General features: G+C 64.6%; 13 protein-coding genes and 1 pseudogene. 11 read left to right on the top strand and 3 right to left on the bottom strand.

Annotated features, from left to right (window positions below; all coding sequences use genetic code 11):
* Nucleotides 1-53: 53 nt before the first annotated feature.
* Complete coding sequence (locus tag AC3WJB_RS03850; protein WP_492678888.1) at nt 54-1,124, bottom strand: IS110 family RNA-guided transposase; 1,071 nt, start codon at nt 1,122-1,124, stop codon at nt 54-56.
* Nucleotides 1,125-1,712: 588 nt separating this feature from the next.
* Here AC3WJB_RS03850 and AC3WJB_RS03845 point away from each other — a divergent pair.
* Nucleotides 1,713-2,381 (top strand): RDD family protein, encoded by a 669-nt coding sequence (locus tag AC3WJB_RS03845; RefSeq protein ID WP_492678887.1) that lies wholly within the window; start codon nt 1,713-1,715, stop codon nt 2,379-2,381.
* Nucleotides 2,382-2,610: 229 nt separating this feature from the next.
* Nucleotides 2,611-3,060, top strand: a complete 450-nt coding sequence (gene arr / locus AC3WJB_RS03840) for an NAD(+)--rifampin ADP-ribosyltransferase (protein ID WP_492678886.1) — start codon at nt 2,611-2,613, stop codon at nt 3,058-3,060.
* A gap of 300 nt (nt 3,061-3,360) precedes the next feature.
* On the opposite strand, the pseudogene AC3WJB_RS03835 reads toward arr, so the two are convergent.
* Nucleotides 3,361-3,480 (bottom strand): annotated as a pseudogene (locus AC3WJB_RS03835) (IS5/IS1182 family transposase); the annotation flags it as partial.
* Between the two features lie 161 nt (nt 3,481-3,641).
* On the opposite strand from AC3WJB_RS03835, the gene AC3WJB_RS03830 reads away from it, so the two are divergent.
* From AC3WJB_RS03830 to AC3WJB_RS03810, 5 genes are all read left to right on the top strand, one after another.
* Complete coding sequence (locus AC3WJB_RS03830; RefSeq protein ID WP_492678884.1) at nt 3,642-5,270, top strand: S10 family peptidase; 1,629 nt, start codon at nt 3,642-3,644, stop codon at nt 5,268-5,270.
* Nucleotides 5,271-5,425: 155 nt separating this feature from the next.
* A complete protein-coding gene (locus tag AC3WJB_RS03825) occupies nt 5,426-5,824 on the top strand; it encodes a VOC family protein (RefSeq protein ID WP_492678882.1) in 399 nt (132 codons plus the stop codon).
* Nucleotides 5,825-6,128: 304 nt separating this feature from the next.
* Nucleotides 6,129-6,962 carry a hypothetical protein gene (locus AC3WJB_RS03820; RefSeq protein WP_492678880.1) on the top strand — a complete coding sequence of 278 codons (834 nt, stop codon included), beginning with the start codon at nt 6,129-6,131 and terminating at the stop codon, nt 6,960-6,962.
* A gap of 75 nt (nt 6,963-7,037) precedes the next feature.
* The gene (locus AC3WJB_RS03815) at nt 7,038-7,898 is read left to right on the top strand and encodes a transporter (RefSeq protein ID WP_492678878.1); all 861 of its coding nucleotides are present in this window, start codon (nt 7,038-7,040) and stop codon (nt 7,896-7,898) included.
* 160 nt (nt 7,899-8,058) lie between these two features.
* Nucleotides 8,059-8,415, top strand: coding sequence for a hypothetical protein (locus AC3WJB_RS03810; protein ID WP_492678876.1), 357 nt, complete (start codon nt 8,059-8,061; stop codon nt 8,413-8,415).
* Between the two features lie 68 nt (nt 8,416-8,483).
* Here the strand turns inward: AC3WJB_RS03810 and AC3WJB_RS03805 are convergent, their stop codons facing one another.
* A complete protein-coding gene (locus AC3WJB_RS03805; protein WP_492678874.1) occupies nt 8,484-10,847 on the bottom strand; it encodes a GH92 family glycosyl hydrolase in 2,364 nt (787 codons plus the stop codon).
* 216 nt (nt 10,848-11,063) lie between these two features.
* On the opposite strand from AC3WJB_RS03805, the gene fucP reads away from it, so the two are divergent.
* The 4 genes from fucP to AC3WJB_RS03785 all read left to right on the top strand — a co-directional run bounded on the left by fucP (nt 11,064) and on the right by AC3WJB_RS03785 (nt 16,277).
* Nucleotides 11,064-12,314, top strand: coding sequence for an L-fucose:H+ symporter permease (gene fucP, locus AC3WJB_RS03800; protein ID WP_492678872.1), 1,251 nt, complete (start codon nt 11,064-11,066; stop codon nt 12,312-12,314).
* Nucleotides 12,311-13,291 (top strand): carbohydrate kinase family protein, encoded by a 981-nt coding sequence (locus tag AC3WJB_RS03795; RefSeq protein WP_492678870.1) that lies wholly within the window; start codon nt 12,311-12,313, stop codon nt 13,289-13,291. Before fucP ends, AC3WJB_RS03795 begins: the two co-directional genes overlap by 4 nt.
* Nucleotides 13,292-13,584: 293 nt before the next feature.
* Nucleotides 13,585-14,778 (top strand): AGE family epimerase/isomerase, encoded by a 1,194-nt coding sequence (locus tag AC3WJB_RS03790; RefSeq protein ID WP_492678868.1) that lies wholly within the window; start codon nt 13,585-13,587, stop codon nt 14,776-14,778.
* Nucleotides 14,779-14,843: 65 nt separating this feature from the next.
* Nucleotides 14,844-16,277: a glycoside hydrolase family 47 protein gene (locus tag AC3WJB_RS03785; RefSeq protein ID WP_492678866.1), complete on the top strand. Its 1,434-nt coding sequence runs from the start codon at nt 14,844-14,846 to the stop codon at nt 16,275-16,277.
* Nucleotides 16,278-16,292 lie beyond the last annotated feature (15 nt).

The following is a 16,292-nucleotide window of genomic DNA, read 5'->3' as shown; positions in this document are numbered from 1 at the left end:
CTGACCCGTTGTTGCCGCGTTGCGCTGACGGTGGAATCGGAAGAAGGGTTTCCTCAAGCGAGCTGGACTGGGCGAAGCATCGGGTGGCGCTGGCCGGCGCAGGGGTCGTAGTCCACGTCGTGGGCCAGCATTACCCACAGCTGGCGCGCATGCTTGTTGGCGATGGCGACCAGCACCTTGCCGAACGACAGCCGCGCCGCCAGGGATTGAATCCAGCGTTGTTCGGGCGTGGCCTTTTCCGTGGCGACCGCCTTGGCCCGTTGCAGGCTGCTGCGCGCGCCCTGTATCAACAGCGTGCGCAGGTAGCCGTCGCCGCGGCAGCTGATCGCGCCCAGACGCGTGTGGCCACCGCTGGAGTGTTGGGTCGGCACCATGCCGAGCCAGGCCGCCAGTTGCCGACCGTTGCGGAACTCCTGTGCTTTGCCGAGGCTGGCGATCAGGGCGTCCGCCGTGAGTGCGCCGACGCCGACGATCGCGCGCAGCCGCACGCACCGCTCGTCATCGCGCGCATGGGCTTCGATGCGTGCATCGCACGCGTCGAAGGCCGTGCGGACCTGCGTCCAGTGGACGGCGACGCTGCGGATCAGTTCCTTGAACTCCGCCGGCAGCGCGCTGTGTGCATCCAGATCGGCCAGCACTCGACACAGCGCCTTGTCGCTCTTGGCCATCACGATGCCGAACTCGGCCAGCAGACCGCGCAGGCGGTTGCCAATCGCCAGACCCTCCGCCTTGTAGCCTTCGCGCACCCGGTGCCAAGACAGCCGCGCCTGCTGGTCGACCGACTTGACCGGCACGAAGCGCATGTTGCCCTGGTGGGCGGCCGTGGCGATCGCCTCGGCGTCGTTGCGGTCGTTCTTGCTGCGCTGACTCTTGCGGTACGGCTTGACCAGCTGGGCAGCTATCAGGCGCGGCTGTAACCCGTACTCCATGCAACGCCGTGCCCAATGATGCGCCCCGCTGCACGCCTCCATCGCCACCACGGTTCCCGCCCGTCGCTGCGCCAGCCACACGGCAAAGACGTCACGCTTGAACTCTCGCCGCTCCAGCACGTGTCCGGCGCCATCCATCGCGCACACCGAAAACACGCTTTTCGCCAAGTCCACACCCAGGGTTATAGTGCTCATGGAGACTTCCTCTTCTGTTGACGGTTGTGTCGCAACACCATCATGGCCCTCGAGGCCGAAAGGGGAGGAAGTCTCTTTTTACTCGGTCAACCGGACGCAAATCCCGCTACGCGGTCTTTGCGCCGGTTACCTCGGGCGTTAGCCATCACAGGGGGAAATCATCGATGACCGAAACCACAAATGCTGTCGCCTATCGTCAACTAGGTAAAACCGTCGGAGGCGTTGGCCTTCTGTTGCTTGGCGGGGCCTCGATAGTTTTCGCGCTTAGCTTCGCGGATAAGAGCTTCGGAGGCGAAACGAGTGTGAGCGTACCAACTGTCAGCCCGGGCTTCGAAGTTATCCCAATTGAAGACACCTTCCTGCTTTTAGACCGATCATCGGGCAAAGTGCGAAAGCGCGATAAGTACTCTGGCGCTTGGTGCGAGGAATACGTACAAGGCGTCACCGTAGTGCCTGGCTCCAACGTCCAGAGCACTCACCCGAACCGCCACAAATGCAGCTAGGGAATGGCTAACAAATCATTCAAGCCGATGCCGCTTCGCGGCATGGCTTAATTCTGGCGTTAGGCATTTGAACAGGGGGTTAGAGATGTTCTGCATCCAATGTGGGCAAAAAACCGTTGCGGACTCAAAGTTCTGCGGCCACTGCGGAGCGCCGTTGGCCGCGCTAGCTGGTACGGTCACGCCGGCTGCTGCAATTCCAATTCCACCGGTGCCACGTTCGCAGCCAGCACCTATTGCAGCGCCCATCAGTCAGGTTCGGCCATGGGTTCGCTACTGGGCACGCATATTCGATATTTATGTGGCCGCAGTCGTAGGCGGCATCATCGTTGGCATCGTCAATCCGCATGCGTTCGACCAGCCAGGCAGCGACCAGCTTTTCGCAATAGTGGTCATCTTCCTATGGGTGTTCGTCGAGCCGATTTTCCTATCAACGTCGGGCAAGACACCTGGTAAGTGGCTGTTCAAGACGCGCGTTGTTCCGTCGTCGGGTGGCAAACCAAGCTACTCCGCGGCGCTCACAAGAAGCTTCAAGGTGTGGTGGCGCGGCCTTGGCATCGGGTTCCCCATTGCGAGCCTAATCACATTGATCGTTGCGCACGGCAAGCTTACAAAACAAGGTATTACTTCGTGGGACAAGGACGATAGCTTTACTGTAGTACACGAGCGCATTGGTGCGGTACGTATAACGTTCGCGATCATTGCATTCGTTGTGTTTTTTGCGTTCGTGGTAATTGGAAATGCAGCAAATGCCTAACAACTTGGTCAACCGGACGCAAATCCCGCTACGCGGTCTTTGCGCCGGTTACCTCGGGCGTTAGGGACGGTAATTGCCGTTATCCCCGCGAAAGCGGGGATCCAGTGAGATTAAGCTGTTGAAATCAAAGGCACTGGATTCCCGCTTTCGCGGGAATGACGATCAAGAGCGAATTGTTCAGAGCTTCCTTAGGCAACAAAGAGCGCTCCTCGGTTAACGGAAGCTACGAGTGACAGAGCACTGGATTCCTATCTCCCATGAAAATTGCTCGCAGCTTCGCGGGCCGTTCTATCATGGCACCAAGGCTAAACTGTCGATCGGAGACATAATAACGACCGGACATGTATCGCACTTTGAAGGCCGTGCCTTGAAGCACGTCTACTTCTCTGCCCTACTGGAGCCAGCTATCTGGGGAGCAGAACTTGCAATGTCATTATCCAATTTAGATGATCGTGGGCACATTTATGCAGTTCAGCCAACTGGACCATTTGAGGACGACCCAAATCTAACGAACAAGAGATTTCCTGGAAACCCAACCCGTTCCTATCGCACCAGTTATCCACTCAAGATCGTAGAGATTGTCGAAGATTGGCAAGGGCACTCCGCAGAAGTTCTGCAAGAAATGTTGGACTCTTTGGCAGATCTTAAGCGGCGCGGCCTAGCTTTTGTCGAGGATTAGCGGTTTGCTACCTAACAATTCCCTAGGAGACTTCCCGTCGTTCAAGGCGGATGGCTCCCCCGCCGCTTAACTCCAGCGTTAGAACCACCGGTCAAGTCTCTTGGAGAGGCGTTAGGCCTCACCCCCGCGCGCCGTGCGAAGCTCGCGCACGAGCTCCTTGAGAGCCTCGATACGCTTTCGCCCGGGGAGATCGATGAGCTCTGGCTCGACGAGGCAGAACGTCGGCTCAAGGAGCTCGATGATGGCCATGTGCAGTTGGTGTCTGCCGAAGAGGAGCCCGGCCGAACGGTGCAATGGCGCCACTTCGTACAACGCCTCTTCCGTCGCCGGGTCGCTGTAGCCGAACCAATTCTGCATCAGGCGAATGCGCGGCATGGTATCCATCGGACAGGGCCACCGAGCGTCGCCTGCCTTGGGATAAGGTTTGGATGGCTAAATGTAACCGGGTCTGTTTGGACTTGATCGGAGTTTCCTTTACTGTACGGTGGGACGCAATGAGCACGCCGGGGAGTCGCGTGTTCGCTGCTGCGTATCCAGAGATGTCCGTCGCACATCGTTGACCGCCTGCGCCCGGAGCCGCCATGAAAGCCAACCGCCTTGCCGTTGCCCTCGCCTCGCTGCTGCTGTGCAGCGCTCCTGCTTTCGCGGCGCCGCCTGCCACCGCCAGCACCTCGGCCCAGGCAGGCTCGGACAGCGATTCCGGATCGCCCAGCCTGGTCAAGCGCCTGTCCACGCCCATGGCCACCACCACGCGCGGCACGGTGACGGTGGAGGGCAAGTCCATCAGCTACGACGCCGTCGCCGGCACGCTGGTGATCAACGGTACCGGCAACCAGGAATCCATTCCCCAGGTGGCGATGAGCTACTTCGCGTATTTCAAGCAGGGCGGTGACCCTGCCAAGCGGCCCATCACCTTTGTCTACAACGGCGGTCCGGGATCATCCACGATGTGGCTGCACCTGGGCGCCTGGGGGCCCAAGCGCGTGGTCACCAGTGACCCGACGCATACGCCGGCCGCGCCCTACCAACTGGTCAACAACGACTACAGCCTGCTGGACGCCACCGACCTGGTGTTCATCGACATGCCCGGTACCGGCTTCGGCCGCCTGCTGGCCACCGGCAAGGACCAGGCGGCAATCGCCAAGAGCCACAAGGAGCTCGCCAAGGCCTACTGGGGCGTGGACCAGGATGCCCAGGCGTTCGCACGCTTCATCACGGAGTTCATGTCCAAGTACAACCGCTGGAATTCGCCCAAGTACCTGTTCGGGGAGAGCTACGGCACCACCCGCTCGGCGGTGCTCGCCAACATCCTGGAGCGCCGCTACAACGTGGGCCTCAACGGGGTGATGCTGCTCTCGACGGTGCTTGACTTCACCCTGCGCATCGACGGGGCCGAAACGCATCCGGGCCTCGACATGTCCTACGTGCTTGCGCTGCCGACCTATGCGGCGACTGCCTGGTACCACCACAAGCTGCCGAACTACAGCGGTGGTCTTGCACCACTGCTCACGGAGGTCACCAAGTTTGCGCGGACCGAATACGAGCCGGCACTTTCCGCCGGCTCCATGTTGAACGCCAAGCGCAAGCGAGAGATCGCCGAAAAGCTGCACGCCTACACCGGCCTGCCGGTGGACTATCTGCTGAAGGCCAACCTCAGGGTCGACGGGGGCATGTTCGAACAGCAGCTCCAGGCCGATGCCGACTTGACCACCGGGCGCCTGGACACGCGGTTCTCAGGTCCCGCCATGGATCCGCTGGCCAAGAACCGCAGCTACGACCCGCAATCGGCGGCAATCAGTTCGGCCTACGTCGCGACCTTCAACGACTACGTGCGCAACACCCTGAAGTTCGGCGACCAGATGTATTACCGGCCGTCCGCCTCCGGTGCGCAGGACTTCAACTGGGACTGGGATCACCCGGCACCGGGCGAGTCGTCTGGCCGCGGGAGCGGCGCCAACGTCATGCTCGACCTGGCCTCGGCCATGAAATACGACCCGCTGCTCAAGGTGCGCATGTTCGGCGGCTTGTACGACCTCTCGACGCCGTATTACACCGCCGTCTACGAAATGCAGCACCTGCCGATCCCGGCATCGCTGCAGAAGAACATCAGCTACGCGTTCTACCCCTCCGGGCACATGGTCTACGTCCATGAGCCGTCGCACAAGAAACTGCACGACGACGCGGTGAGTTTCATACGGGCGACCGAATAAAAAACAAACGACAAGACGAAGGGGACGGAGGTTTCCAAAACAATGCGGGCCGGAGGCGGTTATTTCGATTCGATTTCCTTCGTCTCCTTATCCACCTTGTTCAACGCCGCCGACGCAGACGTATAGTGGAAGGAATTTCCACAACGGAGCAGGTCATGGCCAAGGCATTGACGCAAGGCGTCCACCATCTCGGGTTGACGACGCCGGTACTCGAAGACACGGCAAGGTTCTTCACCGGATTGCTGGGCTGGCAGGAAGTCACGCGCACCGACTATCCCGCGGTCTTCGTCAGCGATGGCGCGGTGCTGGTGACCCTGTGGGCAGCCAAGGACGAGCAACCGCATGCGTTTGACCGGCACAAGAACATCGGCCTGCACCACGTCGCCTTCGCGGTCGCCGACGAGGCGGCACTGGGCGCACTGCACCAGAAGCTGCGGGCCGGCGGCGTCCCGATCGAGTTTGCGCCGCAGCCCGTGGGTGGCGGTCCGGCGAAACACACCATCTGCTACGCCCCCGGCGGCATCCGCATCGAGTTCTTCTGCGCCGGGAAATAAGAAGCGGTCCTAAACCGGTGAAGCCAAAGGCATCGCGTAACCGAAGTTCCGCGCCGTTGATGGCAAGTCGCGCTTAACGTGCATATCTCATTCCGCGTGTGAACGCCGTCACGCGAATTGTCGACAGCAGTCCTTCCGTGACCGTGCTTTCCGAAATGTGCACTGAACCCGGGGCGACCAGGTACTTGCGCAGACGGGAGTGGCAACCGGAGTATTGCCGGGAGGCATGGAGCTCCCATGCAGCTCGATCGCTGCACGACGCCAGGCATGGCACCCGGTTCCCCCATTGCTACGGGACACTTCCATGATGACCCAACCCCATCGTCCACTTGCATTGCTTTGTGCTGCCGCCTTGTCGACGTTTGCTGCTGCGGCATGGGCACAGACCCCGCCGCCCGTACCGACGCCGTCCACCAACACCAACACCGACGCCACGCGCCTCGCCGACCGTTACAGCACATTTGCCGGCTCCGACACCAACGCCGATGCCCTGGTGGCTGGCCTGCGCGACGGCACCCTCACCACCTTGGAGACGACGGTCACCGTCGACAACCCGGATGGCACCACCACGACCCAAGTCGTGCCGGACAGCTTCCAGCCCGCGACGGGCAAACTGGGGTACGGCAACGTCAACATCGCGTTGGCGCTGGCCCAGGCAGACTTGAACAAGCTTGGCATCGTCGATCCGACCGGGGCTGAAATCACTGCGGCCCTGAACGGCGGCGATGTCACCCTCGCCGATGGCAGCACGCACACCCTGCAGGGTGTGCTCGCCCTGCGGGCCCAGGGTGAAGGCTGGGGACAGATCTCCAACACCTTGGGCACGGGCAAGCTGGGCAGCGTGGTCAGCGCCGCCGAGAGTGCGAACGCACACGCCGCGCTTGCCCACGCGGGCCGCGTTGAGCGTCCTGCCGACACTGCCGACACTGCTGACACTGCCGACGTCCTGCATCCGGCAAACCCGGCGCATCCAACGATGCCGACCCGGCCCGACCAGCCAGCGATGCCCGCTCGTCCCGAGCGTCCAGCGATGCCGACTCGACCTGACCACCCGATGATGCCCAGCCGGCCTGAGCGTCCCATGATGCCAAGCCGCCCCGACATGCCAAGCCATGTGGGCCGGCCGGGCGGCGGCTAGGCAATCTCCTGCACGTTTCGTTTCCCGCGGGCGCCCAAGGCGCCCGCTTTCTATGCCTATGGGACAAACAACACAATGAACGACAAGAAGTTGCTCGCAATCCTGGTTCCGGCTCTCGCACTGGGCGCGTGGGGAGCACCCGCCTTGGCCGCCGACGCGGGACACTCCACGCTGGCCGCCGGTTTCGACTACAGCAGCGGCAGCTACGGCACCCCGTCCACCACCGATATCTGGGATGTGCCGCTCAGCCTCGGCTATATGGCCGATCGCTGGTCGGTGAAGGTGACCGTGCCCTGGGTCAACATCAGCGGCGCGAACAACGTCATTCCCGGCATCGGCCGCGTGGAGAACGGGAATCCGCAAGGCCGTGGCCAGGGACGCGGCATAGGCAACGGCAACATCATCGGCGGCGGCACCACGGTCGTGGTGCCGGTGACGGAGACCACCGGCTCGGCCTCGGGCTTGGGTGACGTCGTGGCGCAGGCGACCTATGGCGTGGTGCGCGACGACGCCGCCAGGTTCGGTCTCGACCTGACGGGCAAGGTCAAGTTCGGCACCGCCAGCACCAGCAAGGGACTTGGCACCGGGCAGAACGATTACGGCTTGAATCTCGATGCCTACAAGGGCTTTGGCGCGTGGACCGTCTTCGGCGGCGCCGGGTGGATGAAGTACGGCTCGTCGCAGTACATCGTCCTGAACAACGGCTGGAACGCAAATTTCGGCGCGGGCTACAAGCTCAGCTCCACGGATGATCTGGGCGGGTACTTCTACTACCGGCAAAAGATCGCCGACGCCGGCTATGCAGCGCGCGAACTGACGGGCTATTGGAATCACCGCTTCAGTGACGCCTGGCGCCTGCAGGCCTATGTGCTGGCTGGCTTCTCCGATGGCAGTCCCGACTGGGGCGCTGGTGCCTCGCTGCGGTACGCGTTCTGAAGTGAAACGTACGGAGCCGGCACTTCCGCATGTGTGGTACGAACTGCATGAACGCATACCAACGCGGGAGTGCCGGCTAAGCGAACACAAATGCGATGTCCATACCGTCGATCCATGCGGCAGGACCATGCCGCAGACAACCGGAACGCGGAGGTACAGCATGAAAAAAATCAGACTCCTTGCCACGGCGACTGGGCTCGCGCTCTTGGTCGCGGTACCCGCGATCGCCTCTGCCCACACACGGGTATTCGTCGGCGTCAACCTGGGCGGACTGTTCGAACCGGCGCCCATCATGTACGCGCCGCCGCCCACGGTGGTCTACACCAGGCCGGCCTATTACGCGCCGCCCCGTACGTACTACGAGCCGGCGCCTGCCTACTATGCACCGCGCATCTACTACGTGCCGCGCGATTATCGCTACGACCACCGCGGCTGGCGTGACCACGACGAATGGCGCGACCACGACCGCGGATGGCGCGGCCATGGCCGCCATTGGCGCGATGACGACGGGCAATAAGGAATAGCGTCAGAAAAAGCAGTGCCAGGGACAATTGGTACCCGGTGGAAATTGTCCCTGGCACCTTTTCAATAGGTGCTCATCGCGTACGGGCGCGCGGCCACGGCGGTACCCCACTGGCGATTTGGTTGCGCCTGCATGACGAAGTGGAGTTCGCCGCCAGCGGTGACGTCCGTGTAGTCGAGCCAGGTGCGGTCCAGCGGCTTGCCGTCCAGCGTGACACTGCCAATGTAGGGATGGGCCGCGTCCAGGTGCTCGGCGACGATGCGGAAGCTCTTGCCGTTGGGCAGGTGCATGGTGGCGCTGCGCACGAATGGGCGGCCAATCACGTACTGGTTGCTGGCCGGCGCCACCGGATAGAAGCCAAGCGCGGTAAACAGGTACCACGCGGACATCTGGCCCAGGTCGTCGTTGCCGGCCAGGCCGGTCGGCGTCGGCGCGTACTGGGTGTGCATGATCTCGGCCAGGCGCTGCTGGGTCTTCCACGGCGCGCCGGCATAGTCATAGAGGTAGGCGATGTGGTGGCTGGGCTCGTTGCCGTGGGCGTAGTAGCCGATGAGTCCCGAGATGTCCTCGACGTTGGCGAATTCCTTGGGATCGACCTTGGCCTCGAACAGCGCGTCGAGTTTGGCGACCAGCTTGGCGTCGCCGCCGAGCTCGCCGATCAGCCCGGCGATGTCCTGCGGCTCGTACCATGAGTATTGCCAGGCATTGCCCTCGGTATAGTCGCTGCCATAGCCGGCCGAGGCCGGGTCGAACGGCGTGCGGAAGCTGCCGTCGGCTTTCTTCGCGCGAACGAAACCGGTCTTCGGATCGAACACGTTGCGCCAGTTGCCGGCACGCTTGAAGAACGCCTGTGCGACGTCCTGGCGGCCCATGGCCTGCGCCATGCGGGCGATCGTCCAGTCGTCAAACGCGTATTCGACGGTCTTGGACGCGGCTTCGGGTTCGCGGTCGATCGGCACATAACCCAGCTTCATGTAGTCGCCGAGACCGCCATAAGGCGCATAGGTGGCGCTCGCGACCATGGCCTTCAGCGCGGCCTCGGCGTCGAAGCCGCGGAAGCCCTTCATGTAGGCGTCGGCAATCACCGGCACGGCGTGGTAGCCGATCATGCACCAGGTCTCCAGGCCCTGGTATGCCCATACCGGCAGGATGCCGAACGGGCTCGAGCGTTGCGCGGCGAGCAGCGAGTTCACCAGGTCGTTCACGCGCTGTGCCGGCTGGATGAACGCAAGCAGGGGCTGCTGGGCGCGGTACACGTCCCACAGCGACCAGGTGGAATAAAACGTATGGCCGTCCGCCTCGTGCACGCCGTGGTCGGGACCGCGGTACTCGCCGTTGACGTCCATCGCGAGGTTGGGCGCAAGCAGGGCGTGGTACATCGCGGTATAGAAGTTCCTCGTCACCTCCGGCGCGGCATCGACGTCGATCGCCGCCAGCGCCTGGCTCCAGGCGGCGCGCGCGTCGCTGCGGCGCGCATCGAAATCCCAGCCCTGGCCGTCGGCATCGAGGTTGGCCACGGCATTCGCCGCGCTGACCGTGGAGATGGCCACCTTGACCAGCAGCGGTGAGCGGAGCTTGCCGAACTCGAACACGCCTTCCAGTTGCTTGCCTTCCACGGCGTCGTTGCCAGCGGGGTTGGACGCCGGCCCCTGGAAGCCCTTGTAGACGATGTCCTGCTCGCGGTTGACCAGGTCGTGCGAGGTCATCGGCTGCGAGAAACGCATGGCGAAATACAGCTGCCGCCCGGGCGCCCAGCCGCGCGTCTCGCGGTAGCCGGTCACCGTGCCGTCCGCCGCCACCTGCAGCCGCGACCACAGCACCTTGCCCGGGTAGTCGTAGATGCTGGGCCGCAGGTCCAGCAGCACGTGCGCCGCCTGTCCCTTCGGGAAGGTGTAGCGATGCCAACCGATGCGCTGGCCCGCGGTCAGTTCCACGCGCACGCCACTGGTGGCGAGCGTCACCGCGTAGTAGCCGGGCTGCGCCACTTCGCTGGCGTGGCTGAACTCGGAACGGTAGCCGCTGCCGGGCCGGTCGGGACTGCCAGGGTCGAGCTGCGGCTTGCCCACGCCGGGCATCACCATGACGTCGCCCAGGTCGGAGTGCCCGCTGCCGGAAAAGTGGGTGTGCGAGAAGCCGAGGATGCTGTGGTCCTCGTAGCGGTAGCCAGCCGCCCACTTGTAGGCGTGCTTGAAGTCCGGCATGGCCGTGTCGGGGCTGAGCTGGATCATGCCGAACGGCACGGTGGCGCCGGGAAAGGTATGGCCATCGCCGCCGGTGCCGATCATGGGATCGACCGCGGCCCAACCGGTGGGCGTGGTCGGCGCCGCGGCATGCGCGGCGGACAGGTCGCCCAAGACGGTGGCGGCAACGAACAGCAGCGCCGCGCCACAAACGGCGCGCAGCGGAAGACGGGGAACAGACGGCATGGGTACGCCCCTTGGGCTGGCTTGGATCGGCGTTGAAACTAACACGCGACGTGCGCTCGGACACGCTGTGCTGCATGATGCGCACGGTCCGGCAGCGTGGAATCACCTAGGGAAGATCTGCACCATTCGCTCTTGATTGTTCAGACCGTCCCTAAGGGGAGACCTTTCGTTGCCCGAGCCACCATGTGCATCACGCAGCGACGACCAGGACCAGCCATGACCCGCCACACCGCCAGCACCCGCACCGCGCTCGTCGTCATCAACGGCGTGTTCCTGATGTGGGGGTTGATGACCGTCCTGAACGACATCCTGATCCCGCACCTGAAGACCCTGTTCACGCTGAACTACTTCCAGGCAATGCTGGTGCAGTTCACGTTCTTCGGCGCCTACTTCATCATGTCCGTGCCCTGCGGCGCGGTGCTCGCCCGCGTCGGCTACCGCGCCACGATCATCCTCGGCCTGCTGGTCGCCGCGCTCGGCGCGCTGCTCTTCCTGCCGGCGGCGATGCTTGCCTCGTATCCCGTGTTCCTCGGCGCGTTCTTCATCCTGGCCACGGGCATCACCGGCCTGCAGGTCGCGGCCAATCCCTACGTCAGCCTGCTCGGCGACGAGAAGCTGGCGTCGAGCCGGCTGAACCTGGCGCAGATGTTCAACTCGCTGGGCACGGTGATCGGCCCCTATGTGATCGGCCCGCTGATCCTCACCGGCACCACGCTCGGCGCCGTTGCCCTGGCCGGGCTGCCCGAGGCGCAGCAGGTGGCGTATCGGCTGGAGCAGGCGCGGCTGGTGCAGGGTCCGTATCTCGGCCTGGCGCTCGTGATGATCGCCCTCGCCGTCGCCATCTGGCTGTTCCGCCTGCCGCCACTCAAGACCGACGGAGACACGCAGGCCGGAGCCGAACACCGCCTGCGCGATGCGCTGCGCCATCCACACGTCGCGTTCGGCGTCGCCGCCATCTTCGTCTACGTGGGCGCCGAAGTCTCGATTGGCAGCTTCATGATCAACTACATCTCGCTGCCTGGGATCGGCGCGATCGACCCGGCCACCGCGACCCGCTACGTGGCGCTCTATTGGGGTGGCGCGATGGTCGGGCGCTTCGTCGGCTGGCTGCTGATGAAGGCGATCGACCCGCGCACGATCCTCAGCGTGTTTGCCGTAGCCGCCGGCCTGCTGGTGGTCACCACGATGACCACGCACGGCCACGTGGCGATGTGGAGCGTGGTCGCGATCGGCCTGTTCAACTCGGTGATGTTCCCGACCATCTTCACCCTCGGCATCGAGAAGATGGGCGCGCTGACCAGCCGCGCCTCCAGCCTGATGATCATGGGCATCGTTGGCGGCGCGCTGGTTCCGCCCGCGCAGGGTTTCCTGGCCGACCACATTGGCGTGCAGCCCTCGTTCGTGCTGCCGCTCGTGTGCTACGCGTACATCGTGTTCTATGGGCTGCGCGGGTCGCGCGTCGCATGAAGCCGGTGCTGTGCTTCGGCGAGGCGCTGATCGATTTCCATGCGCAGGCCGCGCTCGACGCGCAGGCGCCGCCGGTGTTCGTGCCACATGCCGGCGGCGCGCCGGCCAACGTCGCGGTCGGCGTGGCCCGGCTCGGCGGCCACGCCGCGTTCGTCGGCATGCTCGCTCGCGACATGTTTGGCGACCTGCTGCTCGCGCAGTTGCGCGCGGCCGGCGTCGACACCAGCCATGTGGCGCGCACCGCCGCGGCGCCGACCGCACTCGCCTTTGTCGCGCATGCCGCGGATGGCGAGCGCAGCTTCAGCTTTTACCGCCCGCCGGCCGCCGACCTGCTGTTTCGCGAGGTGCATTTCGACCAGGCCATGTTCCGCGGCGCCGCGGCCTTCCACGCCTGCTCCAACAGCCTCACGGAAGAGGCGATTGCGCACGTCACCGTGCAGGGCATGCGCCGTGCCCGCGCGGCCGAAGCCTTGGTCAGCTTCGACATGAACCTGCGCCCCGCGTTGTGGCCGCGCGGCGGGGATCCGACGCCGCAGCTCTGGCGGGCCTTGGCCGAGGCCGATCTGGTCAAATTGAGTGCCGAGGAACTGGATTTTTTGGCCGCCCCCGCCGGTGGCGAGGCGGTCGTGTTTGCACGCCTCTGGCAGGGCACGGCCCAGTTCATCGTCGTCACCGATGGCGCGCGCGGCTTGCGCTGGTACACGCGCAACCGCCATGGTGAGCTGCCCGCGTTCAGCGTGAGCGCGGTCGACACCACGGGCGCGGGCGATGCGTTCGTGGCCGGCCTGCTGTACCAGCTGTGCGGCGCCGGTGCGCGCGCGCCGGCCTTGACCGGTTTCGCCGAAGCCGACACGCGCCGCGACGACGCGCTACGCTTCGCCGCCGCCTGCGGCGCGCTGGCCGTCACCCGTGCCGGTTCCTTCTCGGCCATGCCGACCCGCCAGGCCGTGCACACCTTCCTGCAGCAAAACGCGTAAAGGCGCGAGCGGCGGAGGCCTGGCAGGCGGTGCGGTTCCGAAACTGCGTGGAGAACGGTCTTAAGTCAAACGCGGACCTCCATCCTCGTCATTCCCGCGAAAGCGGGAATCCAGTGCCTTCATGCGTCCCGGGAAGGCCGAGGCACTGGATCCCCGCTTTCGCGGGGATGACGAAACAGGGAGTCCCGCACCGAGCAGTTGCCGTTCGTCCATGAGCCGAGAACCGGGGCGTAAAATGGTCAGGACGGCGAAGTCGCAGCCGCCCGGCTCCCCGCCCACGCCCCAGGTTGCCCATGGACACGCAGCATTCCAGCCTTCCTGATTTCCGTTCGCCGGCGTTCCTGCGCCAGCACATCCGCGACACCATGGCGTTCTACCACCCGCGTTGCCTCGATCCGGACGGTGGCTGCTTCCACTACTTCCGCGACGACGGCAGCGTCTACGACCGCGAACACCGGCACCTGGTCAGCAGTACGCGCTTCGTCTTCGACTACGCGATGGCCGCGCGCGCATTTGGCGAGCCGGCGTACGTGGACGCCACGCGACACTGCCTGGACTATCTGCGCAAGGCGCATCGCAACGCGGGCAGCGGCGGCTACGCCTGGACGCTGGAGAAGGGTTGGCCGGACGACACGACGAACCATGCCTACGGCGTGGCTTTCGTGCTGGTCGCCTATGCGAGCGCGCACCGCGCCGGCATTCCCGAAGCCGCGGCGTGGATGGAAGAAACCTGGGAACTCCTGGAGCGCCACTTTTGGGATGCGCATGCCGGCCTGTATCGCGACGAGGCCGACTTCGACTGGCATTTCGCGCCCTACCGCGGGCAAAACGCGAACATGCACCTGTGCGAGGCGATGCTCGCGGCTTACGACGCGAGCGGCGAACAGCGCTATCTCGACCGCGCGCTCCTCCTCGCCGAGCATATGACCCGCCGCCAGGCCGCCAAGGCCGGCGGCCTGGTCTGGGAACACTACGACGCGGACTGGAACATCGACTGGGAATACAACCGCGACAACCCCAAGCACCTGTTCCGGCCCTGGGGCTTTCAGCCCGGACACCAGACCGAATGGGCGAAGCTGCTGCTGATCCTGGGCCGCCACGTCGAAGCCGACTGGCTGCTGCCGACCGCGCGCCATTTGTTCGACACGGCCGTCGCCAAGGCCTGGGACGCCGAGTACGGCGGCCTGTGCTACGGCTTCGCCCCGGACGGCACGATCTGCGACGACGACAAGTACTACTGGGTGCAGGCCGAGTCGCTGGCCGCTGCGGCCTGCCTCGCCCAGCGCACCGGCGAGGACGTCTACTGGCAGTGGTACCAGCGCCTGTGGGAATACGCGTGGACGCATTTCGTCGATCACGACTACGGCGCCTGGTACCGCATCCTCGACCGCCGCAACCGCAAGTACAGCGACGAGAAGAGCCCGGCCGGCAAGACCGATTACCACACCATGGGCGCGTGCTACGAGGTGCTCAACGTGCTGGCATAGCTTGCTGGCACCTGCTTGTGCTCGTCATCCCCGCGAAGGCGGGGATCCAGAATGGAACCCGTCCGATGAAGATTCCCAACACGTTGCTGGTCAACTTGCTGGCGCTGCTGTTGACGGCGCTGCCAGCGTGGTGCGCCAGCGCTGCGCCGCCGCCAGAGCCAGAGCCCGTGCCCGTCGACACTGCCGCGATGGCCGCCCAGGTCAAGGCTGAGTTCCTGCACGCGTGGAACAACTACAAGCGCTACGCCTGGGGCCACGACGAACTGCGCCCGCTCACGAAGACCCCATTCGACTGGTACGGCCAGTCGCTGCTGATGACCCCGGTCGACGCGCTGGACACCCTGGTGCTGATGGGCCTCAAGGATGAAGCCGATGCCGACCGCGAGCTGATCGCCACCCGCCTCGACTTCGACCAGGACATCTACGTCAAGAACTTCGAGATCACCATCCGCCTGCTGGGCGGATTGCTATCCGGCTATCAACTCACCGGTGACGAGCGCCTGCTGCACAAGGCCGAGGATCTGGGCACGCGCCTGCTGCCGGCGTTCGACTCACCCACCGGCCTGCCCTGGGAATTCATCAACCTGCGTACCGGCAAGACCCGCGGCGTGGTCACCAATCCGGCCGAGACCGGTACCTTGCTGCTGGAATTCGGCACGCTCAGCAAGCTCACCGGCAAGCCCGTGTTCTATGCCAAGGCCAAGCGCGCGCTGGTCGAGACCTTCCGGCGCCGCTCGAAGATCGGCCTGGTCGGCGCCGGCATCAATGTCGAGACCGGGCAGTGGACCAACCGCGACTCCAGCATCTCCGGCGGCATCGACAGCTACGCCGAGTACCTGTGGAAATGCTGGCGCCTGTTTGGCGACCAGGAGTGCCTGGCGATGTGGAAGGCCAGCATTCCGGCCATCAACAAGTACCTGGCCGACGAGGTGCGCGGCGAGCTCTGGTACGGCCACGCCGACATGCGCACCGGCAAGCGCACCGCCACCACCTACGGCGCGCTCGACGCGTTCTTCCCCGCGCTGCTCGCGTTGTCCGGCGACCTCGACCGCGCCGCGCGCCTGCAGGATTCCGGCTTCCGCATGTGGCAGCTCCACGGCATCGAGCCGGAGGAGCTGGACTACCGCAGCATGCGCGTGCTCGCGCCGGGCTACGCCTTGCGGCCGGAAATCGTCGAGTCCACGTATTACCTCCACCACTACACCCATGACCCGAAGTACCTGGCCATGGGGCGCACGATGTTCGGGGATTTCGTGAAGTACTGCCGCACCGCCGCCGGCTACGCGGCGCTGGAGAGCGTCGTCACCAAGCAGCAGCGCGACGCCATGCAGAGCTACGTGCTGGCCGAGACCTTCAAGTACTACTACCTGCTGTTCAAGCCCGACGCATTGGACTTCGACGCCGTCACCTTCAACACCGAGGCGCACCCGCTGCGGCGCACCTGGCCGGCGGCAGCCGCGGGTGGGGACGGGCCCACGCCGGTGTCCCCACGCCGCTGAGCCACGGCGCACGAC

The organism is Rhodanobacter sp. FW510-R10 (genome assembly GCF_058781105.1).
Note: the sequence above shows the minus strand (reverse complement) of the source record. Positions and strands in the feature narration are given on the sequence as shown.